General features: G+C 37.3%; 20 protein-coding genes. 7 read left to right on the top strand and 13 right to left on the bottom strand.

The annotated features are described in order from the left end of the window. Window positions 1-215: 215 nt before the first annotated feature. Window positions 216-1,040 carry an Rpn family recombination-promoting nuclease/putative transposase gene (locus EZY12_02380; protein ID QSX68573.1) on the bottom strand — a complete coding sequence of 275 codons (825 nt, stop codon included), beginning with the start codon at window positions 1,038-1,040 and terminating at the stop codon, window positions 216-218. 324 nt (window positions 1,041-1,364) lie between these two features. On the opposite strand from EZY12_02380, the gene EZY12_02385 reads away from it, so the two are divergent. The 5 genes from EZY12_02385 to EZY12_02405 all read left to right on the top strand — a co-directional run bounded on the left by EZY12_02385 (window position 1,365) and on the right by EZY12_02405 (window position 6,631). Further along, window positions 1,365-1,862 (top strand): hypothetical protein, encoded by a 498-nt coding sequence (locus EZY12_02385; GenBank protein ID QSX68574.1) that lies wholly within the window; start codon window positions 1,365-1,367, stop codon window positions 1,860-1,862. Window position 1,863: 1 nt separating this feature from the next. Then, window positions 1,864-3,198 carry an SUMF1/EgtB/PvdO family nonheme iron enzyme gene (locus EZY12_02390; protein ID QSX68575.1) on the top strand — a complete coding sequence of 445 codons (1,335 nt, stop codon included), beginning with the start codon at window positions 1,864-1,866 and terminating at the stop codon, window positions 3,196-3,198. 230 nt (window positions 3,199-3,428) lie between these two features. Beyond that, on the top strand, window positions 3,429-4,436 hold the full coding sequence (gene arsS / locus EZY12_02395; GenBank protein ID QSX68576.1) for an arsenosugar biosynthesis radical SAM protein ArsS: 1,008 nt from the start codon (window positions 3,429-3,431) through the stop codon (window positions 4,434-4,436). A 246-nt stretch (window positions 4,437-4,682) separates the two neighbouring features. Then, entirely contained in the window at window positions 4,683-5,111 is a 429-nt protein-coding gene (locus EZY12_02400) for an EVE domain-containing protein (protein ID QSX68577.1), read from the top strand. Between the two features lie 335 nt (window positions 5,112-5,446). Further along, on the top strand, window positions 5,447-6,631 hold the full coding sequence (locus tag EZY12_02405) for an NAD(P)H-quinone oxidoreductase subunit H (GenBank protein QSX68578.1): 1,185 nt from the start codon (window positions 5,447-5,449) through the stop codon (window positions 6,629-6,631). Between the two features lie 84 nt (window positions 6,632-6,715). On the opposite strand, the gene EZY12_02410 is transcribed toward EZY12_02405, so the two are convergent. Continuing rightward, window positions 6,716-7,375: a hypothetical protein gene (locus tag EZY12_02410; protein QSX68579.1), complete on the bottom strand. Its 660-nt coding sequence runs from the start codon at window positions 7,373-7,375 to the stop codon at window positions 6,716-6,718. A 211-nt stretch (window positions 7,376-7,586) separates the two neighbouring features. Then, window positions 7,587-8,405, bottom strand: coding sequence for a bifunctional hydroxymethylpyrimidine kinase/phosphomethylpyrimidine kinase (gene thiD, locus EZY12_02415; protein QSX68580.1), 819 nt, complete (start codon window positions 8,403-8,405; stop codon window positions 7,587-7,589). Between the two features lie 172 nt (window positions 8,406-8,577). Here thiD and EZY12_02420 point away from each other — a divergent pair, with 172 nt between their 5' ends. After that, the gene (locus tag EZY12_02420) at window positions 8,578-9,231 is read left to right on the top strand and encodes an alpha-ketoglutarate-dependent dioxygenase AlkB (protein ID QSX68581.1); all 654 of its coding nucleotides are present in this window, start codon (window positions 8,578-8,580) and stop codon (window positions 9,229-9,231) included. 42 nt (window positions 9,232-9,273) lie between these two features. On the opposite strand, the gene EZY12_02425 is transcribed toward EZY12_02420, so the two are convergent. The 7 genes from EZY12_02425 to EZY12_02455 form a co-directional block, all read right to left on the bottom strand. Next, window positions 9,274-10,140 carry a DUF4435 domain-containing protein gene (locus EZY12_02425; GenBank protein ID QSX68582.1) on the bottom strand — a complete coding sequence of 289 codons (867 nt, stop codon included), beginning with the start codon at window positions 10,138-10,140 and terminating at the stop codon, window positions 9,274-9,276. Next, window positions 10,137-11,468 (bottom strand): AAA family ATPase, encoded by a 1,332-nt coding sequence (locus EZY12_02430; GenBank protein QSX68583.1) that lies wholly within the window; start codon window positions 11,466-11,468, stop codon window positions 10,137-10,139. The genes EZY12_02425 and EZY12_02430 overlap by 4 nt, the downstream gene beginning before the upstream one ends. 38 nt (window positions 11,469-11,506) lie before the next feature. Next, a complete protein-coding gene (locus EZY12_02435) occupies window positions 11,507-11,935 on the bottom strand; it encodes a hypothetical protein (GenBank protein ID QSX68584.1) in 429 nt (142 codons plus the stop codon). Between the two features lie 548 nt (window positions 11,936-12,483). Continuing rightward, on the bottom strand, window positions 12,484-13,179 hold the full coding sequence (gene fabG / locus EZY12_02440) for a 3-oxoacyl-ACP reductase FabG (GenBank protein ID QSX68585.1): 696 nt from the start codon (window positions 13,177-13,179) through the stop codon (window positions 12,484-12,486). 132 nt (window positions 13,180-13,311) lie between these two features. Continuing rightward, window positions 13,312-13,629 (bottom strand): thioredoxin, encoded by a 318-nt coding sequence (gene trxA / locus EZY12_02445; protein QSX68586.1) that lies wholly within the window; start codon window positions 13,627-13,629, stop codon window positions 13,312-13,314. A 125-nt stretch (window positions 13,630-13,754) separates the two neighbouring features. Next, window positions 13,755-15,047 (bottom strand): 2-oxo acid dehydrogenase subunit E2, encoded by a 1,293-nt coding sequence (locus tag EZY12_02450; GenBank protein ID QSX68587.1) that lies wholly within the window; start codon window positions 15,045-15,047, stop codon window positions 13,755-13,757. Window positions 15,048-15,439: 392 nt separating this feature from the next. Beyond that, on the bottom strand, window positions 15,440-15,622 hold the full coding sequence (locus EZY12_02455; GenBank protein QSX68588.1) for a hypothetical protein: 183 nt from the start codon (window positions 15,620-15,622) through the stop codon (window positions 15,440-15,442). A gap of 79 nt (window positions 15,623-15,701) precedes the next feature. Between EZY12_02455 and EZY12_02460 the strand changes: the two genes are divergently transcribed. Further along, on the top strand, window positions 15,702-17,003 hold the full coding sequence (locus EZY12_02460) for a transposase (GenBank protein ID QSX70482.1): 1,302 nt from the start codon (window positions 15,702-15,704) through the stop codon (window positions 17,001-17,003). A gap of 139 nt (window positions 17,004-17,142) precedes the next feature. Here the strand turns inward: EZY12_02460 and EZY12_02465 are convergent, their stop codons facing one another. The 3 genes from EZY12_02465 to recQ all read right to left on the bottom strand — a co-directional run bounded on the left by EZY12_02465 (window position 17,143) and on the right by recQ (window position 22,254). Next, window positions 17,143-17,592, bottom strand: coding sequence for a YlqD family protein (locus EZY12_02465; protein ID QSX68589.1), 450 nt, complete (start codon window positions 17,590-17,592; stop codon window positions 17,143-17,145). Between the two features lie 19 nt (window positions 17,593-17,611). Further along, on the bottom strand, window positions 17,612-19,552 hold the full coding sequence (locus EZY12_02470) for a long-chain fatty acid--CoA ligase (GenBank protein ID QSX68590.1): 1,941 nt from the start codon (window positions 19,550-19,552) through the stop codon (window positions 17,612-17,614). Between the two features lie 512 nt (window positions 19,553-20,064). Then, window positions 20,065-22,254, bottom strand: a complete 2,190-nt coding sequence (gene recQ, locus EZY12_02475; protein ID QSX68591.1) for a DNA helicase RecQ — start codon at window positions 22,252-22,254, stop codon at window positions 20,065-20,067. Between the last annotated feature and the right edge of the window lie 307 nt (window positions 22,255-22,561).

Consider the following 22,561-nt stretch of genomic DNA (forward strand, 5'->3'; position numbering starts at 1 on the left):
CTGAATAAAGCTAGAACCGTCTATTAATAAGGGTTTCGCGGATTTTAATAACAAGCAAGTGCAAGGTTTTGGCTTAGGGTGTCTCAAAACAGTTGCATTTTTCCTTGTCGGATATGGGAAATTGAGGATATCCAGATAGTTGAAACTGTTCCCTGTTCCCTGTTCCCAGTTAAGAGTTCCCTCTCCTCACAGACAACTTTTTCAGCAAGCCCTAATTAAAACTGCGATTCTCGAATTTCCTTTTGTAAAGCCTGAATTTGTGCAAGAGATAATTCAGTAACTTCAGAAATTTGTTGTAAATTCATGCCAGTTCGTAACAATTTTAAAGTAAACTTTCTGGTTGCTTCAGCTTCACCTTCTTGTTTACCTTCAGCTTTACCTTCAGCTTTACCTTCTTCCAAAGCTTCTTGATAAACTCTGGTTTGTTTCAACTCACTTAAACCTAGCATAGCTTCAATCTCCTCTCTGCTTTTTTTGGGTAATTTGTAAACGATAATTGTCTCAATCAGATTAATTAAATCCCGTTTGATTTTGGTATCAGTTAGTTGTTGGTTTGCTTGTGCAATTAAACGTTTTGCTAATGCTGGTGCAGCCTTCTCTGTTTCTACTACCAGTTTAACAACTCCCACCCCTAAAGAACTCACTCCCAACTCATCTAAGTAAATGCGTGTAACTCGCTCAAGTAGCAAGATTTCCCCAAATTGTAAATTCTGTTCTCTTTCTATATTACGACTAGGATAGATGATTACAGCTTGCCAAGGGTGAGGAGTTTTGTATTGTCGCAGGTAGAGAAAAAGCTCTGCAAAGAGACGATAATATAAATTATCATCGGGTTGAAATTGAACCTCGACAATGTAAAACGGCTTTTTGGGATCTTTGGTGGTTGGTAAAAATAAACCGTCTAAACGAAAAGCTAGTTGTTTAACTTCACGAGAGGTAAATTCATAAACATCTGCTTCTGTGGGAGAATTATTAATTAATTCAAAGAAAATGCTCGGAAATGCTTGAAATAAGCTATAGAAAATAGTATCTGTTTTCACGATAATTGAGTAATTCTTATATCTAATCTAGCTGAGTTTTCGCGCAAACATACAAAGGAGCAAAGACGCAAAGAAAGAAAATTTTCCTCGTTCCCAGTCTCCAGATTTACGGTTTCCTCGTTCCCAGTCTCTGACTGGGAATGTTATCTTTGAGGTTCTACCTCCAGGTATAATAGAGGCAGAGCCTCTTAACTACATTCCCACGCAGAGCATGGGAACGAGAAAATGGGGTAAAATCCTCAGATTTCTAATCTTTGCTTTTATTTCTAAACTAAGTATGGTTTAATTTAGATGGAATAAATAATTTTATAAAAATGGCTGTTTATGCCTAAACAAGATCCCGCAAAATTAAAAAAGGTATCCATTAGTCTTCCTTTTGGTATTGGTGCTGCGGAATGGGAATCTGACACAACAGAAAGGAAAGCCGCTTGGTCGTTGTATGTAGAACTGGTGACACGCATTGCTGTCCAGTCGTTAGAAGTTGACCAGGGGTTGGTGCGGGAAGCGTTGAATTCTTTGTATAGTTTATTCGGAACTACCCGCGAAATTCTCAAAGTGGCTGGACCTGATGTGGGTGCTTCTAAGAACTCAGTCGGGGGTATTGCTATTGCGGTGTTGAATAATGGGTTGCGACCATTTTTAGCTAAATGGCATCCTATTTTACAGGCTTGGGAAGCAAAACGACCTGTAGGGGTGAGTGTTAAAGAACATGAGATGGGTTGGTCAGAAGAATCAAAGTTGCGAACTGAGTTGGCTGCTTTGCGAGGTGATTTAGAAGAGTATGCGAAGGCTTTGGCGATTATTTCAGGTGTGGAGGAGTAAAATGTCTGATAACCAACTACAATTTGATGTTTTTCTTGCTCACAATAGTAAAGATAAACCCGAAGTTATAAAAATTGCCAACAAACTACGAGAAAGTGGTTTAAATCCTTGGTTAGATAAGGAGCAAATTTTTGGTGGAGACAATATTCACGAAGTTGTTTTTCAAGGAATTTCGCAGTCTAAAGTAGGTGCTTTTTTTATTGGACAAAATAGCTTGGGATCTTTTCAGAAGAATTTAGAACTTGGTGCAATAATACAATTTTTTTTGGAGAAAAAAGAAAAAGGTTTTCGGGTGATTCCCGTTTTACTTCCTGGTATCAGCGATATTCCAAATGAATTATTTCATTTAAAACAGTGGGCTTGGATTAAATTTACTAATTCAAATATTGAAGAAGATGAAGAAGCACTACAGGATTTGATCCGTGGTATTAGAGGACGAGAAAAAGTTATTCTAACGCCGCCATTAGTAACAACTACAAAATTATATAACTTAAGAAGTTTCCAATTTGAAACTTTTCAGATAAATAAGAGTGGGAAAGAAATTAACCGCATTACCAAAAACGCAGATTATTTTGACCAAAACTTGGGAAATGGTGTAAATTTAGAAATGGTAGCTATTCCTGGAGGGACTTTTATCATGGGTTCTCCAGAAAATGAGGAAGGTTATGATTCTTCTCAAAGTCCACAACATCAAGTTACTGTTCCCCCGTTTTTCATGGGTAAATATCCAGTTACTCAAAAACAATGGCAAGCTGTAGCTGTACTGGAAAAGGTTAAGATTGATTTAGAATCTGATCCATCTAAATTTAAAGGTGATAATCAACCTGTTGAGCGTGTATCATGGGATGATGCTCAAGAGTTTTGTGCCAGACTCTCCCAAAAGGCAAATAAAATTTACCGCTTGCCTAGTGAAGCAGAATGGGAATATGCTTGTCGTGCAGGAACTACTACCCCGTTTTATTGTGGGGAAACAATTTCTACAGATTTGGCTAATTATAATGGTAACTACACCTATGGACAGGGACAAAAAGGAGAATATCGAAAAAAAACCACAGTGGTAGGAATTTTTCCGGCCAATCCTTTTGGTTTATATGATATGTGTGGTAATGTGTGGGAATGGTGCGAAGATGAGTGGCATGAAAATTATATAAATGCGCCTATAGATGGCAGTGCTTTGACAAGTCTAATTGTTAACAGCAAGCTGCTGCGCGGTGGTTCGTGGATCAACGGTCCTGGGAGTTGCCGGTCTGCTTGTCGCTACTACTACGACCTCGACTACTACATCAACGATATTGGTTTTCGGGTTGTATGTAGTGGTGCGGCGAGGACTTATTAGCACTCTACACTCTTGCTCTTTTGCGCTCTGCGCTCTTGATTCTTTTCACTTCTCTAGCGTAACGGAGTGGAGCGATCAAAAATATTTTATTTAGATTTCGGGAATAACTGATGAGTTGTTCCTCCATGATATAGGAAACTTTCGATTTAGTCAAGTGGTATGTCCCAATTATCAATAGTTTGCCACTTCCCGCTGTCTCTTCGGTTGAATGACTTTTAAAACATCCTCTTATGGAAATTCGTGCTAGAGATGCTTCTATGATTACACCTTTTTTTCAGCAGCTAAATTCACCTTTGACAAAAAAGCAAATCAATGTTTTACAAATTAATTTAGGAAAGCGTTGTAACCTAGCTTGTAACCATTGCCATGTAGAAGCTAGTCCCAAAAGAACTGAGGAATTAACACCGGAAATTTGTCAACAATTAATCACTTTAATTGAAAGATTTCCACAAATCAAAATTGTTGATTTAACTGGTGGCGCTCCAGAAATGAATTATGGTTTTAAGTTTCTGGTACAAGCTGCTAGAAAATCAGGTAAACAGGTAATTGTCAGATCAAATTTAACAATTTATTTTGTTGATGGATTTGAAGATTTACCAGATTTTTTGGCTCAACATCAAGTAAAGATTGTTGCTTCTCTACCCTGTTATTTAGCCGATAATGTGGATAAAATGCGGGGAGATGGTGTTTTTGATCAATCAATCAAAGCTTTGCAATGGTTGAATAAGTTAGGTTATGGTCAAAACCCGAATTTAATTTTAGATTTGGTGTATAATCCGCAATTACCAAATAGTGCAGATTTTTCTCTAACTCCTGAACAGCAAAATTTAGAAAGGGCTTATAAAACCTTTTTGATAGAGAAATTTGATATTCGATTTAATCATCTTTTCACAATTACTAATATCCCTGTGGGGAGAACAAAGTTTCATTTAGAAAGAAAACAGCTTTATTTTAGCTATTTGCATTTTTTAGAGTCTCATTTTAATGCAAAAACAATTGATGGTTTAATGTGTCTTGAACAACTTTCTATTGATTATTTGGGGAATATTTATGATTGTGACTTTAATCAAATGATGAATTTATCTGCAAAAACTAGCAATGGTGAAAAGTTGACAGTCAGTAAATTGTTGGAAATTGGTAGTTTAGATATAATCAAGGAAATCCAAACTGCTGAATATTGCTATGGTTGTACTGCGGGGGCTGGTTCTAGTTGCGGTGGTGCTATTAGTATAAATTGACAAAAGTTAAAAAAATATATATGTCATCAAAAAATTATTTTGTAAAGAAATTTGGGGTAGTTCAACTTATAATTTTCAGGTGAAGTATGATATAGGGGAGTTAAGTCTCCTCACACCACATTTTTTATTAAAGCCGTGAATTTATTTTTTTCACGGTTTTTATTTTTTATGACAATTAATTACCGGAGTCAGATCCAGAATCCCAAAAATGGTATGATCCGGGCAGATGACTGTTAGTAAAATTATATGGCTTATTGGCTATTTCAAGGTAATCCCGAATATTATCGAGTTTTAGATGCTATTAAGGAGTTAGAACAACTACCTTGGTTAGTAACTCGCTATGCTAAAGATATCGTTCCCGGTGATGGTGTTATTATTTGGATATCTGGTAAACAAGCAGGAATTTATGCAATTGCAGAAGTTATTGAACCTGCTCAATTTTTGACTCAAGTACCGGATAAAAAATATTGGTTAGATTCGACAAGGGCTTTAGGAAAACAACAAGCAATGATTAAATTTACGCATAAACTGGTAGAATCTGCTGTGTTGAAAAATAGGTTACAGGAAGATTCTCTACTGAAAAATTTATTGATACTTCGCGCTCCCAATTCCACTAATTTTAAGGTAAGTTACCAGGAGTGGGAAGGGGTGCAAAAATTAATTCAGGAAATATAGGAAATAATAAAATTTAAACCTATGTTATATTTAATTAGGTCTGCCTACTAATAATGTTTATTTCTAATTTTAATAAATTCCCTGACTTTATAGGACAATAGGGAATCTTATTGTGAGCATCTGAAAAAAAATATTACTTTTCAATCCCTAGAATCTCATACTCCCTATAATAATTAAAGTAGCTGCACAAAATCAAACATCAAGTACAACACTGGAATTGCTATTTTTGCTGCAACCAAAGCTTGTAGGATCATCTCAAAATTGTGCCTACACGCTTGATATTATCATCTTAGCAGGTCAATTTACAACATCCATCACGGGAGAATAGCAAATCTATGAGTAGAATAGAAACCCGCACTGAACCAATGGTGCTAAATATGGGACCTCACCACCCATCAATGCACGGGGTTTTACGGTTAATTATGACACTAGATGGTGAAGATGTGGTTGACTGTGAACCAGTCATTGGCTATCTGCACCGAGGAATGGAGAAAATTGCTGAAAACCGGACTACAATCATGTACGTCCCCTACGTCAGCCGTTGGGACTACGCTGCGGGGATGTTTAATGAAGCTGTGACAGTGAACGCACCGGAAAAATTAGCGGGTATCACTGTTCCCAAACGCGCCAGCTATATCCGCGTGATTATGCTGGAATTAAATCGGATTGCTAACCACTTATTATGGTTTGGTCCGTTCCTCGCTGACGTGGGCGCACAAACACCATTTTTCTACCAATTCCGGGAACGGGAAATGATTTATGATCTGTGGGAAGCTGCAACTGGCTACCGCATGGTTAATCATAACTATTTCCGCGTTGGTGGTGTGGCTGCTGATTTACCCTATGGTTGGGTAGATAAGTGCTTAGATTTCTGTGAATACTTTATCCCTAAAGTTGATGAGTACGAGCGCTTAGTTACCAATAACCCCATTTTCCGTCGTCGGATTGAAGGTTTGGGAACTATTACCCGTGACGAAGCGATTAACTGGGGACTTTCTGGACCAATGTTACGCGCTTCTGGGGTAAAATGGGATTTACGGAAAGTTGACCACTACGAATGTTACGATGATTTCGATTGGGATGTGCAGTGGGAAACTGTGGGTGATTGTCTTGCTAGGTATATGGTACGGATGCGAGAAATGCGCGAATCCGTGAAAATCATTAAGCAAGCGATCGCCGGATTACCCGGTGGCCCCTACGAAAACCTGGAAGCCAAGCGGATCATGGCTGGGAAAAAATCCGAATGGGATGCTTTTGATTATCAGTTTGTTGCGAAAAAAGTTTCTCCTACTTTTAAAGTTCCTAAAGGTGAAATTTACTCCCGTGTCGAAAGTGGTAAGGGAGAATTGGGAATTTATTTAGTTGGTGATAATAATGTTTTCCCTTGGCGCTGGAAAATTCGCGCTGCTGATTTTAACAACTTGCAAATTCTCCCTCATTTACTCCGGGGAATGAAGGTTGCAGATATCGTCGTTATTCTTGGTAGTATTGACGTGATCATGGGTTCTGTTGATAGATAATAGACATCTTCAACAAATATTTGGAGACGTTCCATGGAACGTCTCTACAAAAGTTATTTAGGAATTTTATTTAATTCTTAATTCTTAATTTTTAATTGTTTCCAGTTGGGTTTGATGTTGGAATAAAGGACGGACAATTAAATACCCAGCCGCAAAACCAGTCACCATAATTAATAAAATAGTAATTACTAGCCACCAACCGTTTAATCCTTTTATCTGAGAATGAGGATTAGGAGAATAACGGACTTTTTCTTCTTCTATAAATACTGTTTCTGACACCGGAGAATTTATATTCTTGATATGTACAGCAGACTCCTGACGACGTTTTTGAGGGGGTGTAGCTTTTATTACTGGTTTTGTCCGGGGGACAGCAGCTTGTTGACGGGGAGTTGCTGTCTTAACAGTTGGCTTATTTGTATATTTAACCTCGTTATTGTTACGGGGTACAGGCTGCGGTTGAGGTTGATATTTTACTTCGTTATCAAGTTGAGACGGTGCGGGAGAACTGGGTGATGGTATACTAATGAACTTTTGCAGTTCTAAGCAAGACTGAATTACCTGACTAATTTCTTGACGCAGTTGTTGATTTTCTTGGACTAATTTCTGATTATGATTTGTAACTACATCCAACTTGGATTGGACTGCTTGTAACTCCGCTGTTAATTCTCGATAAACACAAAGGGGAACAGAGGGTGGGTAGTTGGTAGGTGGTTGACTATAGTTAGATCCTGTAGTTGTTTTCATGGATATTTGAGTATCAAAATACAGTAATTAGAGTAAGGATAAGCAGGAACTGAATATAGTTATTTGTGAGATTATGCCCAAGAATAATAGAAAAATGCAAAAAAGGCAAAGATTGGGAATTAGTAGGGGTAAAGCAAGAGCTAAACCCCGACAATGGTATAAGTATAGTAGCTAATTATATGTTATTAATGCGACTTATATAAAAACGGGTCTATTTTGTCAATAATGGGAAAAAGTGTCCTACAGGTCCTTGTCCTTTACCAATATCTAGGGAATAGGTAAGAGCATTTGTAACATATTCTTTTGCTGCTTGCGCTGCTGTCCATAAGTCTTTACCTAAAGCTAGGTTAGCAGCAATGGCCGCTGATAAAGTGCAACCTGTACCATGAGTATTTTTTGTCTCTACCTGTTTCGTTGTTAAAATCTCCAATTTCTCCCCATTAAACCAAACATCAACACCCCGCAAATTTCCAGACATTCCTCCTCCTTTGACTAAAACAGCCTTTACTCCTAATTCCCTGTGCATAATTTCCGCTGCTGCTTGCATATCTACTAAAGAAGTAATTTCCAACCCGCTTAAAATTTGTGCCTCATAGCGATTTGGTGTAATAATAACAGCTTGGGGAATCAGCGTATTCCGTAGGGTTTGCACTGCATTATCATCAATTAATTGCGCTCCTGTGCGTGATACCATGACGGGATCAACTACTAAATTATCAATTTTATAAGCTGCTATTTGCTGGGCTACAGCGGCGATAATTTCTTGGTTGAGTAACATTCCTGTTTTGGCTGCTTGCACTCCAATATCCTCTACAACCGCCTGAATTTGGGCTACAACCGATTCTGCCGCCATAGCATCAACCCTTGTAACTCCTACGGTGTTTTGGGCTGTAACACAGGTAATAGCACTTGTTCCATGCACACAGTGAAAGGCAAATGTCCGTAAATCGGTTTGAATTCCTGCACCCCCACCACTATCAGAACCAGCAATAGTTAAAGCAACGGGAACTAAATTTTTGTTTGTGGTCATGATAGAGTTTAATTATTTAAAATACATATACAGCAGATTATAGGTAAATGAGGGACAAAATTTAACTAAAAAATCAAGACAAGCTCTGGCGATTATAAATCACGGAACCACACAAACAAAGTCCACCTCCGTGAACCAAGAAAAAATACTTATATTTTACAGTATTTACTCAATGAAATACGATACCGATACTCAATTAAACTTAAATTTCTCCCAGCAATCTGAAATTATCTCAAATTTGCAGGTAAAGCAATTCTCTGTTGCTGACGCGGAACTTATCCTTTATTCTCGCTATTTTTCAGAGACAGAAAGTGATGTAATGTTTCAGAATTTATTGACGGAAGTTAATTGGCGACAAGATCAGATAAAGTTCTATGGTAAGGAGATCAATATACCCAGACTGACGGCATGGTATGGGGATTCTGGTAAATCCTATACATATTCAAATATTACCATGAGTCCAACTCCTTGGACACCTGTTTTATTGACTATTAAACAGAGGATTGAAGAAGTAGAGAAAATATCTTTTAATAGTGTGTTGATTAATCTTTATCGTGATGGTAAAGACAGTGTTGCATGGCATTCTGATGATGAACCAGAATTAGGGAAAGATCCAATTATTGCTTCTGTGAGTTTTGGGGGTGTCAGAAAATTCCAGCTTCGACATAGATTTGATAAAACATTAGATAAAGTGGAATTTAATTTAACTCATGGTAGCTTGTTAATGATGAAAGGGAAAACACAGGAATTTTGGCAACATCAAATCCCGAAAACTGCTAAGTCTGTAATGCCGAGAATAAATCTTACTTTTAGAATCATCAAATGAATTTGTTTACAGCTATAGATATTAGGGAGAATTTTAAAACAGTTATCCATCATTTTGTAAAACTTTAAATGGTTTATTGTTGATTTCCCATAGAGTAATTTCTAAATATAGTTGAGTTTTGCAGAAGTAAGCTACTTCATAAGCAAGTCGTAAACTTCTCTCAAGACTATTTGGTTCAACATCAACTGCTTTATTAGTTCCAATAGCTTTGCGTAAACCAATTGATAAAATTTCTACCAAATCATGACCACAACAGACTTGCCAATGATCATGATTATTGATTTTTTTGCTATTTAACCCTTGTTGTAAATCTTCATCTTTTAATGCGAAAGCTTGAGATTTATTTTTGACTTCTTGAATTAGTTTTAGTTCATTAAATTGCCAGTTTTTTTCATCAATAAATTTGCTAAATGTAATACCATTAAAAGTTAGATTTAATTTATCAACCTGAGAAATATAACGCAAATAACCAATTGAAATAGCAATTTTCAGTAATACTTCCCTAACATCTTGATTTAAGTGGGAAATTTTTTCTTCAGAACCAAATTCAGCAACTACTTTTTCCAAAGCAGGAGACTTGATTAACATAGTTTCAAGATCATGAGTATCTGTAGGTAATAAATTAGGACGTTTGTTTGCTAAATTTTCAAGACGATCAAAATCTGCATCAATAATTGCTAGAACTCCCTGAAAATTTGATTTTTCCAAGATTTCTAAAATTTCAATAGCACACTGCTTACTAGATGGTTTTCCCGCAGTAATTTCTAAGTGACAAGCTAATTTATTCACAAATCTTTCATAAAAAACTTTGTCGGAACTTCCTTCTACTAATAAGAAAGATCCTGAATAAGTCTCTCTCAATTGTCTAATTTTGTTAGCAACACGGTCAACTGTTATAAATTCTCTCACTTTCCTGTACCTTTCAATTCAACCGTTAAATCCCAGCGATCTTGTATAATATCTGGTGAATGAGTAGCTATGAGAATATCTACATTAGCAAGCTTTGTAATTTCTTGTAAGTCTTTTAAAAACTGTATTTGCCAACCTACATGAAGCGATAATTCAGGTTCATCAATCAAAACTAAGGAATTAGGTTGAACTTTAAATAGTAGTTCATATAAAAGCACTAATTCATGTTGTTCACCTGATGATAAATCATTTGGTGAAAGTATTTTTGAATCAGACAATGAAGAATTGTAAAGTGTTGTGAAAATGAACCCCTTTTCTTTGCTAAAATTTATTTCTTTATAAGAAAATTTATTATTAATAATTCTCTTCAATAAATTAATTTTGATCGCTATTTCATTAAATACATTCAACTTCTTTTCTACATCTTCAACATATACAGATAAAGCATTTTTTGTACTTTCATCTATGTCTTGTGGTTGAATTTGAAACTCCGAATCTTCATCTTGATCTAAAAGACCTACTTCTATAAGACGAGAACGAGTTTCTTCAAGTTCTTTAAGTTGATTCCGAAGGTGTTCATCTGTTAAATCTGGTGATGATTGTTGTTTTACAACTCTCATAGGAAAACTTCTATCAAGAGATTGAGATATTGTTCCATATTCCTTAAATTTATCTTGCATTAACTTGGCAAGTTCATTAGAATATGCAGATACAGTTGATTCAATTGTAGGTGTTCTATCATCGAATTTTAAACGGAGATTAGGAACTAAGTTTAGTAACCGTTGCGATTCTATAAGACGAATATGAATATTATTCTTTAATTTTTCAAGCCATTCTGCTTCTGATTGAAATTTCACGGGTAATAAATCACTAAAACGCTCTAAAACTTCTTCTAAAGAAAGATTTTCTTGAGTAGGAGTATAAAGCCATTTTCTAGATGATATTCGTTCTAATCCTGGTATAAGGTCATCCAAAATACGTAAAAGATTTTCTGTATCAGAACGACGTTTTGGCTTAAAATTAATTATATCTACATTGTTATCATGAAAATTAAAAACAAAATTGTTCTCTATCTCTTTTGAGTTATCAGTATTTTTGATAATCTCAATATTACTATCATCATCAAATTCAACACAAAATTTACTAAAAGGAATAGTTCGTAACTCCGAGTATCGGGAGTTAAACAATCCATTTAAAATTCTCAACATTGCTGTTTTGCCAAACCCATTAGGTCCATGAATGACCGTGATTCTATCATCCATATTTAATGGAATTACATGATCAAAAATTCCAAATAAGCCACTAACTGAAATTTGCTTAATTCGCATAATAATTAACTCCTATATTCATAGCGTTACAGTAAACGTTAACAGTTTTCTGATTGCAAATTCTTTAATGTTCTTTGCAAAAACTTACCCCATTCTGCTGCAAGGGGAACTTCTGTAAAAGGAACACAAATTGATTTAGAAGTAGTTAATAAAAACTCTATTTCAATTTTCCGACCTTTTGAAGGGGGATTTTCGATATCTACAGCATTACCATTTACCAGAAAGCGGATTTCTTGAACATCTAATAAAGAAAAAGTTTCTAGTTCAATAGGTCCTTTAGTTGTGGGTTTTCCCCAAGTAATATCATCACCTTTTTGCGCTAATACTGCATAAATATCATATTTAGCTCGTTCAAATTGTTTTGCCCAAATTTGATAAGCTTGGAGTTTCTTAAATTCCTGTGAACCTTGCCACGCTAACCAGAAAAATGCTACTAACAAAGGCAACCATAAAAGACCACGTTCCATAATAATTCGTAATGCCTCTTTGAGAGGAACTTTGTTAAGGTATGTCCAAAAATCAACAAGAAGATAGAATTTGCTCTAAAATCTCCCAAATACTATTTTACAATATCTAATATAAATAGGGTTTGCTGAAAAAGTCTTCTCGTGAAGGCTAGGAGTCAGGAGTCACCGAGTCAGGAGTCACCGAGTCAGGAGGAATAAAGAGGAGGAAGAAGAAGGAAGAAGAAGGAAGAAGAAGGAAGAGAAGGTTGGACAATTAGTCCTCAAATTTACGCGATTATTTTTGATGAAAATGCAAGGGTTTTAAACATCTATTGTCAATAATCTTGCACTTGTTTGGTTATAAAACCCTGCAAACCTTTATCTATCAACCCTTTTGCTTTCTTTTTTGCAAACCCTAAATATAGCGATAGCGAAGCACTCCGCAGGAATCCCTTGAGCAAAGCTACAAAATTCAATTCTCTAACTTCTCGTGAGTATTGTTTGGCTCAACCTTTACGAGTGAAAATCTCTTAAGAATCTCAGTGTCTAAAGACGGTGAGATTGTCAATTTAAACATTGCCGTAAACAGGAATTGCAGCACCACGGACATCAATAGCTGCTTTTGAGGCTAAAAAGCAGATAACTTGGGCGATAGATTCCGGTTTTACCCATTTATCAGCGTTTTCTGCACCCGCAGTTTCTCTATTTGTGGGGGTATCAATGATACTGGGCAGGATAGTATTAGCAGTAATATTAGTATTTTTGGTTTCATCAGCTATCGCTTTTGTTAAGGCTATCACACCAGCCTTAGCCGCAGAATAAGCTGCTAATTTCCCCACAGGTTCTGCACCAGCGCGAGAACTGACGGTAACAATTCGCCCATAGCCATTTTCTAACATACTTTTGAGGCTATATTTGCAAGTTAAAAAAGTTGTATTTAAGTTTGAATCTATTTGTTGTTTCCAATCATAAAAGCTGTATTCATGGGTTTTTCCCATAGAAAAACCGCCGACTAAATGAATTAAAACATCCACTTTTGTCATCCGGCTGATCAGTTTTTCTACTGATGCTTCATCTTCTAAATTAGCAGGAATAAAATTAATTCTGGCAAAATCCGCAGGTGAGATAATTCCCTTGAGACGTTCTACATCTTTGGGATTGCGATAAGGAATAGTCACCTCTGCACCTTGGGCTATAACTGCTGGTGTTACACCTAAACCCAGTCCCCCTGTGCCACCTGTAAGTAAAACTTGTTGACCTTTCATAAAAAGACGCACTCCTTGGATCTTCTTCCTTCAAGATAGCGCGGATTTTTCAGAATCAATTTAATTATTTACTTTCCTGTTGTCTTCCGTAATAGAGACGCGGAATTTCGCATCTCTAATTGGAGAAACTATTTAAAGCTGTGGTTGTAGATGTTGTACTAACTGTGCGGCTTGCATGACACCTTCAATTTTATCGATGGGCTTTCCTTGTTTAAATAGTACCAGAGTTGGTAAGGCGGAAATCCCATATTGACTTGCCAATTCTGTATACTTTTCTGTATCAATCTTGACAATCCGTAAACGGTCTTTTAATTGAAGATTAACCTGTTCTAAAATAGGTGTCATCATTTGACAAGGACCACACCAGTCAGCATAAAAATCTACTAACACAGGTACATCTGAGCCGGAAAGCATTTCTTCAAAGCTGTTGAATTGTTTTTTGGTTGTCATAACACACCAATTTTTAATTAATTGTTTGTTTTAATGTTACTTCTTAGAATCTGGAATTTGTATATGTTTATATTTTTTATAGATCCCCGACTTCTCGAAGAAGTCGGGGATCTGGGTATTAGTCCTTACATAGTCAAAGAATGAGGATTGGTTTCAATCAACTTAGCAAAGTCTTGCAAGAATCCGGCGGCATCAGCACCGTAAATAATGCGATGATCACAGGTAATAGTAACTTGCATTTGTTGACACACACCAAATAATCCGTCGGCTGTGGCTACTACTTGGGGACGAGATGCACCAATGGCTAAAATAGAACCTTGTCCAGGAGGTAAAATGGCATCAAAGGTATCTACACCAAACATTCCTAAGTTGGAAAGGGTAAAAGTACCGCTGTTGTATTCTACTGGTTGTAGTTGTTTAGCTCTAGCGCGTTCTACTAAAGATTTCCAGTTGCGAGATAAAGAGTAGATATCAACTGCATCTGCATTCTGTAAAACTGGTGTAATTAAACCACCATCACCCATGGCTACGGCTACAGCTACGTTGATGTTAGCGTGATTAACAACTCCCTGATCTGAGTAGCTGGCATTGAGAATGGGGTGTTTTTGTAATGTTACGGCTACTGCTTTGGCTAGTAGCGCGGTCATTGTTACACCTTTGGACTTAATTTGTTTGTAAAGTTTATCGAGTCCATCTGTGCTAATTGTGTAACTGACACGGAATACAGGTACAGATAGACTGGCTACCATGCCCCGGACTACAGCATTTTGTAAGGTCGTGAATGGTACTACTTGACCAGGAACAGCGGTACTAACTACTGGTGCAGGTGCTGGTGCAGTTACTGGTGCAGCTACTGCTGTAGCTACTGCTGTAGCTACTGGTACAGAGGTAGTAACGGGCTGAACTTTACCGACTGCAACTTCTACATCTTCAGCGACAATGCGACCGTAGGGACCACTACCTTGCAGGGTATTTAAATCAACTTTGAGTTCTTTGGCTAATTTGCGGGCGCGGGGTGAAACTACGACTCTGCCGGGTTGATGGTTAGAACCATTTTGAGATGCGGTGACAGGAGTAGCAACTGCGGCAGCAGCGGTAACTGGTATGGGTGCAGGTGTGGAGGGAGCAGCAGCGCCACCTGCGTTGGCTAAGGACTTGGCTGTGGCTATTTCTGCTTCTGTTTCGGCGATATAAGCGATCGCTGCACCGACTGGGGCAGTTTCACCAGCGGGAACAATAATATAGGCTAGATATCCTTCATAGAAGGTTTCTACATCCATATCAGCCTTATCTGATTCGACAACCACCACCGTTTCGCCTTTCTCCACTTTATCTCCAGGTGACTTGACCCAGGAGACAATTTTGCCTTCGGTCATGGTGGAACTCAGCGCCGGCATAAATACTTCGTTAATGCTCATGATATGGTGGTTTCAGAATCAATAATATATGGACTTTAATCTATAGAATTTTAACAGTTTTGTCATCAAGTGGGTGATTTTTTAGAAAAATCAGGTCTTATGAGAACTATCTGTTTTTTTTCCAGAAAACACAACCGCTTACTTCATTGTCGGCGGTTTTGGGGAATTGAATATATTTCTGTGGGAAGATAGTTCTTCCTTGTCAAGTTTACGATAACAAATTTAAAATAATTTGTCAACCCTCTTAATTATTAATTTCCCCCCCCCCCCCCAAAGTCAGAGTAGAGGTCAAGCGCAATGCTGATTAGTGTCAACTTACTGCTTATAGGATAGCTTGGTAAGCGTAAAACTCAGTGGCTAAAGCCGGAGAGATATAAGCGACACGGGCGAATTTATTCGCCTTCAATCTTCATTTCTTCTATAAGCTTATCAGTAAATTCTCTTAATCGTTCTTGCCAGTTTGGGACGGCCTTTAACTTTGCCTTGACTCCAGGTAACACTTTAAAGCAAACAGGGTCTTTGTCAAACGGCTGTTTACTTGCGAAACCTAATTTGTTATTTTTTTGAAATGGCATCGCTATTTACTAAATATGTTGATATACTAACAATATCACAGCATTGCAGGTCGAAACAATGTCTAAGGCTAAAAAGTTAATGGGGGTCCAACAAGTTTTATTATCCCCAGATAACGAAACAAAAACGGTATTAGAGTATCTTTGTCAACAATCAGGCAAGATTTATAATAGTGGTGTTTACTTTGCTCGACAGACATTTTTCAAAACTGGAAAGTTGCTAACTAACAAGTTTGATTTGATTTACGAAAAATCTATCAGTAAATCACTTGTAGCTCAATCAATGCCGTCAGTCCCGATGCAACAAACTTTGATGTCAGTAGCTGAAAGTTTTAAATCTTTTAAAGAATTACGCTCTTTGTTTCTCAAAGGTCAATTACATTTTAAACCTAAAGTACCAGATTACTTAACAGGTTCTAAACTTTTCAAGGTCGCTTATCCAAATTCAGGAGGACAACCCCCAACATTAATTAACGGGCAACTTAGATTTTCTCTAGGATTAACTGTTAGACGATGGTTTGGTATTTCTGATTTTTTCCTAACAATGCCTTCAAACATTGATTACTCAAAGGTTAAAGAGTTTACTATCCTCCCTAAGAATGAGGCTTTTTATCTGGAAATTTCTTATGAAGTCGAGAGACAAAAGCATGATTTAGATATTAGCCAAGCTCTGTCAATTGACTTAGGAACTGCCGATAATTTAGCTGCTTGTGTTGATACTTTGGGTAATTCTTTATTGATTGATGCTCGTTCGATGAAAGCAATGAATCAGTTATGGAATAAGAAAGTATCAACCCGTAAAGAAAATAAACCAGAAGCTTACTGGGATAATTGGTTAGACAGAGTAACCCGTAAACGCAACCATCAAATGAAAGATGGCATTAATAAAGCTGCAAAACTAATTATTGACCATTGCCTAAAGTACAGCATTGGTACATTAGTAATTGGCTGGAATGAAGGTTTTAAATCTAATGCCAATATGGGTAAATTAAACAATCAAAAGTTCGTTCAAATGCCTTTGGGTAAACTCAAAGACCGACTAAAACAATTATGTGATTTACACGGAATTAGATTTCAAGAAACTGAAGAATCTTATACGTCAAAAGCATCTTTCTTGGATGGAGACTCCCTACCCGTTTATGGTCAAAAACCAGAAGGGTGGAAAGCATCGGGTAAGCGCGTTAAACGTGGATTGTATCAGTCAGCTAATGGTTCAATTGTTAACGCTGATCTAAACGGCGCAGCGAACATTTTAAGAAAAGTAGCCAGCAATCTAAGCTTAGACTTAGGCTCACTGGGTAGGCGTTGTTTGACGAACGCAGCGAGAATTAGGCTTTGGGTTTTACCTAAATCTATTCTGTCAGTAGAATCTCAGTGTCTTTAGACCTGAGAGTGTCAATCTTATGAAAATGAATTTTAGAAGGATCTAGTTTTGATAACTGTGGAGGCAGAGCCTCTGTGATAGCATTCCCAGTCAGAGACTGGGAACGAGATATGCTAAACTTCTACTTCAGTGGTAATGTTTAGATATCACCACGAATTTCTTCGACAATGCCATCACGCAGGACAACTTCAACCTGCATTTTACTAATCAGGTTATCTCCTAGTTCAATGCGGAAAAAGCTTTCCATTTGAAATTGGTTGACTTCTTGATCTAATTCCAACAATTGTACTTGTTGGAGGTTTTGCAGCATTTGATTTTTCTGCTCTAGAAGTTCACTTTTCTTCTGATTGACTTGAAGTTGAACATTGTCAATTTGTTGGAGTGTTTGTGGTCCTGGGGGTTGAACACTCTGTTTTTGAATGGCGCTAACTGCTCTTTGACCTTCAACGTCTAGTTGTTGCAGTTGTTGGTCAACTTGGTTAATCTGACCTTGTAGTTGCTGTTGCACTTCCTCTTTCCAGAGACTCGTAACTATGGCTTTGACATTAATCGGGCGTTTTAAAAGCAATTGCGGGTTGGAGACATCCATAAATATTGTACTTAGGAAATTATTTGGTAAACATTCCGTCAATAATATCGCAATATCGTTCCATAACAATATGACGACGGATTTTGAGAGTTTGTGTCATTAGTCCATTTTCAATTGAGAATTGTTCCTCAATGAGTTTGAACGGTCCAATACGATCATCGGCTCGATAGCTGGGACGGTTTTGAACTTCTCTATTTAATTCTTGACGAAATAAATCCTGGACTATTTTACCCTCTAAGTCAATCTTTTGAGTATTATTTTGAGTTTGGTCCCATTTTGCTAAGGCTTCCAGGTTAGGAACAATCAAAGCGCCAATGCTCCGTTGATCTTGTCCTACTAACATGATTTGGTCAATGTAGGGCGATCGCAAACAAGCATCTTCTATGGGCTGAGGTTCGATATTTTCGCCGTTGGTTAAGACAATGGTATCCTTTGCTCTACCTGTTAATACTAGGTCATTTTCGGGAGTTACCCAACCTAAATCACCGCTATCAAACCAACCCTCTGCGTCTATAGCTTTCTTTGTGGCTTCGGGATTTTGATAATAGCCCTGCATGATTTGTGGCCCTTTGAGCAGAACTAAACCCCGTTCTCCTACTGGTAGAGGTTGACGAGTTTCCGGATTGACAATTTTAACTTCCGTACCGGGAATTGGCTGTCCTGACGAACCCCGTAAATTCCGCCAAGGACGACGGGCATTAGTTACGGGTGAGGTTTCCGTCAAACCATAACCTTGTAATATTTCAACGCCGACAATTTCAAAAAAGTTATCTATGTATCCAGGTAGCGCCCCACCACCACTAATGACGTGCTTAATGTTGCCACCTGTGGCTTCTCGCACTTTGCCATAAACTAATTTTTCACCTAGTTTATGGAACGATAACAAACCTAATTCTACTATTTTGGCTTGCGATCGCTCAATCACTGAAGCATGAAGATGATTCAAACTCAATCCTTGAGAAATGCGTCGCGCTTCAATATATTTCTGGCTCATTTCCAGTAAAAACTTCACCAAGCTTTGTTTTTTGGCTGGTTGTTCGCGGAATTGCTTTTGCACTCCTTCATAAATTGACTCCCATAATCGAGGCACAGCAATCATGTAATTGGGTTTAAATTTCTTTAAATCTCCTTTAACAGAACGCAAGTTAGTGTAAATTTGGGTACAGCCTTGAGAAATTAAGAAATACTCACCACTGCGTTCATAACTATGCCATGTAGGTAAAATGCTGAGAGCTATATCTCCTTTTTCTGGTTGTACTACCGTTCCCAAATTTTTAACTTGGTGCAGCAAATTTTTGTGAGATAGCATCACACCCTTAGGTTTTCCCGTAGTTCCAGAGGTATAAATTAGGGTGGCTAAAGTTTCGCCGCTGTATTTAGTTGCTACTAAGGTGTTGTTACTACCAATGTCTAATAACTGAGAAAAGTTCACCACTTGAAAATTAAGTTCTGTGGATGGTATTTCATCAGAAATCAGCACTACCAGTTTAATCGGTAATTCATTGAGGCTTTCTCCTAGTTTATTGAGAGTTTTGATATCCTCAACTACTAGCGCTGTACTACCACTATGGGAAATAATATAAAGTAATTCTTCTTTGTCTGCTTGGGCGCTACGAACTGCATTTACCGCTCCAGCAGTCATGATACCCTGATCGGCAATAAACCAACGGGGACTATTATCAGCAATTAGAGAAACCCTTTCACCATAGGTAACTCCTAATGTCTGCAAACCAGCCGCAAATTGTTGAATTTGCTCTGACAACTGACTATAGGTAATTTTAACTTCTGGTTTAGAGTGGGGATTATGTAGAGCCACAATATTACCAAATTTCTTGGCAGCTAAAGTCCAAATTTCTGGTAGTGACTCAACTTTTGTGTAATCCACTAAACTCTGTAATGCCAGGCTTTCTCGCTCGGAAATATTAGCTAAGAAAGAAGTTGCAGATTGGTTATTTGTCATTGTTAAATTAAATTAATAACGCTATCTAATATTTAGTTTACATATTATTGGATAAAAATTACTGAATTATTCCCCCGTTCCATCTACAAAAATCTATGCTAAACTGATTATAGATAAACTAAATACTATGGTTACGTCTTATTACTTTCCATATATTTTAAGACTAACCAAACTGTTCCTATGTAATTTCGTTTGGGAATAATTCCCTATGGGTTTAATGGATGTATTATTGCTTACCGTCATCAATGCTGGGGCTTGTTTAGTTTTACCAAAGCTGCTATCTATGATTGTGGTTCGTAAACCTGAACAATCTTCCCTATTTTCCCTTGCTTCTAGTTGCAAATCCGCCAATAGGAAAATGACGAGTTTCCCATATTGTACAGTTTACTCATTAACTGGTAGTCAATTTTGTAAATTTAGTCCGCGTTTTTGTGATCAATGTTCTCTTAATTAAAGAGAATAAAATTTTAAGTGTAATCAAACGCAGATAAATTGGCTTTGTCTGCGAAAAACTAAAAGTCAATATCATTTTTAATGGATTTCTGTTTTTCACGGCGCCATTTTGCTCTAACTAAACGAATATCGTCAAAACTGTAGCTTTCACCTAAATTTTCTCGAATGGGTGTGAGCGCAATATCACCAACAATTTCTAAGACGTTCCAGATTTTTTTCTGGCGTTCTAAGGGGACTAATTGACTTAAATCTAGAGGTTGTTTTTTCTCAATTAAGTCGGAGAGATGACGAATAATTGTTGTAGGACGGATGTTGCGTTTGTGCGCGATTTCCTGAATACTCAAACCCTGGTTATATAACTCTAATGTTGTTAGTTCTGTATCGGAGGGTGAGTTAGGAGAAGGTGAGAAATGAACTTGATTAATGGTTTTTTCTGGTAAACCTTGTTCTTGACGATATGCTTGAATTTCTGCTAGGAAACTTTTGCCATATTGGGATAATTTATGACTACCAACTCCAGAAAGATTGCCAAATTCATCTAAAGTGTTAGGCTGCATTTGTGCCATTAATTTTAAGGTAGAATCATGGAAGATGACGTAGGGTGGCACTGCTTGTTCGTCTGCGAGTTGTTTACGAAGCGATCGCAATTTTTGCATGAGAACTTCCACATCTGCGGCTTTACCACCACTATCTTCCCAAGTAACTTTTTGAGCAATGGGAACAGCAATAGAAACTGTGCGTTGTTTTCGCATTACTTCCCAACTTAAAGCATTAAGTTTTAAAATTGAATAACCATCAGATGTTTGTTCTAATAAACCTTGATGTAAAAGTGATCTTCCTAACATTCTCCATTCATCTACTGTTTTATCTTTACCAATTCCATAGGTAGAAAGTTGATCATGTTTATTAACAACGATTTTCTGATTTTTTCCACCTCTTAACACATCAATAATATGTAACATCCCAAATCTTTCTTTAGACCTAGCCACACAAGATAAAAATTTCATGGCTTCAATTGTCCAATCTTGGATAGGTTTGGGGTAAAGACAATTATCACAATTTCCGCAATTTCCCGGAAATCTTTCCCCAAAATAACTTAATTGAATTGTGCGTCTACAATCTGTTCCTTCTGCATAATCAATAACTTGACGAAGTTGCTGTTTAGCTATTAGCTGTTCTTGCGGATCTGGTTTTTGATTAATACTCCATTCAATGGTTTTAATATCACCATAATTAAAAAATAGTGTACATTTGGAAGGTTCATCATCTCTGCCGGCTCGTCCTGACTCTTGATAATAACTTTCTAAATTTCGGGGTAAATCAGAATGAACTACAAACCGGACATCAGGTTTATTAATGCCCATACCAAAGGCAACTGTGGCTACCATTACCCGCACATCATCCCGAATAAATCGAGTTTGATTTTTTGATCTTTCATCATCACTTAAACCAGCATGATAAGGCAGAACTGAAACTTGATCATTTTGTAATTTTAAAGTTATTTCATCAACTTTTTTCCGGGTTAAACAATAGATAATTCCTGAACCTTCATTTTCTCTAACTATTGCTAATAATTCGGCATAAGCGCGGTTACTTTTAGCGCGGACTTCATAATGAAGATTTTGGCGGTTAAAACTAGCAATATGAATACTTGGCTGTTTTAATCCTAATTGTTCAATAATATCAGCCTTGACTCTATCTGTAGCAGTAGCAGTTAAAGCAACTGTAGGCACATTAGGATAACGTTTTCTGAGTAATCTTAGTTGCCGATATTCTGGGCGGAAATCATGCCCCCATTCGGAGACACAATGGGCTTCATCAATAGCAAATGTAGAAATACCAAATTTTTCTTTAACTACGTCTAAAAGAGGGAGAAATCGGTCACTGACGAGACGTTCTGGGGCGACATAAAGTAATTTTATTTTACCATTCATGATCGCTTCTTCACGGGAGCGAACTTTATAGGCATTAAGACTACTATTCAGAAATGTGGCGGAAATATTATTAGTTCGCAGTGCTTCTACTTGATCTTGCATTAAAGCTATCAATGGTGACACTACCACTGTTAAACCTGGTTTTAATAGTGCTGGTAATTGAAAGCATAGAGATTTTCCGCCACCTGTGGGCATAATTACCATTAAATCACGATTTGCTAAGGCATCTTCAATAATTTGCCTTTGTCCAGGGCGAAATTGATCATAACCAAAATGATGTTTTAAGTGTTTTTCTAAGTCCGGGTACTGAAGCATGGTAGATGGCCACTGCGTGTCTGGGTTGTGATGAAGATATTAAAATTTTAACTCACGTTGGGGAATTGGAAGAGGGATAGTAGTTATAATTATAGACACAAGATTAATGAAAATTGTCTGATAGCGAAGCGTGGCGTTAGCCATATCAGGATTTCCACCGATTTTAGGATTGACAGAATGAAGATGAGGGTTTTCTCCGTAATTACCATTTATAGGAAATTGTCAGAATCAGGATTTCCACCGATTTTAGGATTTACAGGATGAAGACGAGGGTTTTCTCCGTAATTACCAATTATGGGAAATTGTC

Origin of the sequence: Dolichospermum sp. DET69, from assembly GCA_017355425.1 — a bacterium.
Taxonomy (GTDB): Bacteria; Cyanobacteriota; Cyanobacteriia; order Cyanobacteriales; family Nostocaceae; genus Dolichospermum.

What these genes read in the sequence shown, in the direction of transcription:
- EZY12_02385 (QSX68574.1), top strand. Translation starts at nt 1,365, where the DNA reads ATGCCTAAACAAGATCCCGCAAAATTAAAAAAGGTATCCATTAGTCTT.
- EZY12_02390 (QSX68575.1), top strand. Translation starts at nt 1,864, where the DNA reads ATGTCTGATAACCAACTACAATTTGATGTTTTTCTTGCTCACAATAGT.
- arsS (QSX68576.1), top strand. Translation starts at nt 3,429, where the DNA reads ATGGAAATTCGTGCTAGAGATGCTTCTATGATTACACCTTTTTTTCAG.
- EZY12_02400 (QSX68577.1), top strand. Translation starts at nt 4,683, where the DNA reads ATGGCTTATTGGCTATTTCAAGGTAATCCCGAATATTATCGAGTTTTA.
- EZY12_02405 (QSX68578.1), top strand. Translation starts at nt 5,447, where the DNA reads ATGAGTAGAATAGAAACCCGCACTGAACCAATGGTGCTAAATATGGGA.
- EZY12_02410 (QSX68579.1), bottom strand. Translation starts at nt 7,375, where the DNA reads ATGAAAACAACTACAGGATCTAACTATAGTCAACCACCTACCAACTAC.
- thiD (QSX68580.1), bottom strand. Translation starts at nt 8,405, where the DNA reads ATGACCACAAACAAAAATTTAGTTCCCGTTGCTTTAACTATTGCTGGT.
- EZY12_02420 (QSX68581.1), top strand. Translation starts at nt 8,578, where the DNA reads ATGAAATACGATACCGATACTCAATTAAACTTAAATTTCTCCCAGCAA.
- EZY12_02430 (QSX68583.1), bottom strand. Translation starts at nt 11,468, where the DNA reads ATGCGAATTAAGCAAATTTCAGTTAGTGGCTTATTTGGAATTTTTGAT.
- EZY12_02435 (QSX68584.1), bottom strand. Translation starts at nt 11,935, where the DNA reads ATGGAACGTGGTCTTTTATGGTTGCCTTTGTTAGTAGCATTTTTCTGG.
- fabG (QSX68585.1), bottom strand. Translation starts at nt 13,179, where the DNA reads ATGAAAGGTCAACAAGTTTTACTTACAGGTGGCACAGGGGGACTGGGT.
- trxA (QSX68586.1), bottom strand. Translation starts at nt 13,629, where the DNA reads ATGACAACCAAAAAACAATTCAACAGCTTTGAAGAAATGCTTTCCGGC.
- EZY12_02450 (QSX68587.1), bottom strand. Translation starts at nt 15,047, where the DNA reads ATGAGCATTAACGAAGTATTTATGCCGGCGCTGAGTTCCACCATGACC.
- EZY12_02455 (QSX68588.1), bottom strand. Translation starts at nt 15,622, where the DNA reads ATGCCATTTCAAAAAAATAACAAATTAGGTTTCGCAAGTAAACAGCCG.
- EZY12_02460 (QSX70482.1), top strand. Translation starts at nt 15,702, where the DNA reads ATGGGGGTCCAACAAGTTTTATTATCCCCAGATAACGAAACAAAAACG.
- EZY12_02465 (QSX68589.1), bottom strand. Translation starts at nt 17,592, where the DNA reads ATGGATGTCTCCAACCCGCAATTGCTTTTAAAACGCCCGATTAATGTC.
- EZY12_02470 (QSX68590.1), bottom strand. Translation starts at nt 19,552, where the DNA reads ATGACAAATAACCAATCTGCAACTTCTTTCTTAGCTAATATTTCCGAG.
- recQ (QSX68591.1), bottom strand. Translation starts at nt 22,254, where the DNA reads ATGCTTCAGTACCCGGACTTAGAAAAACACTTAAAACATCATTTTGGT.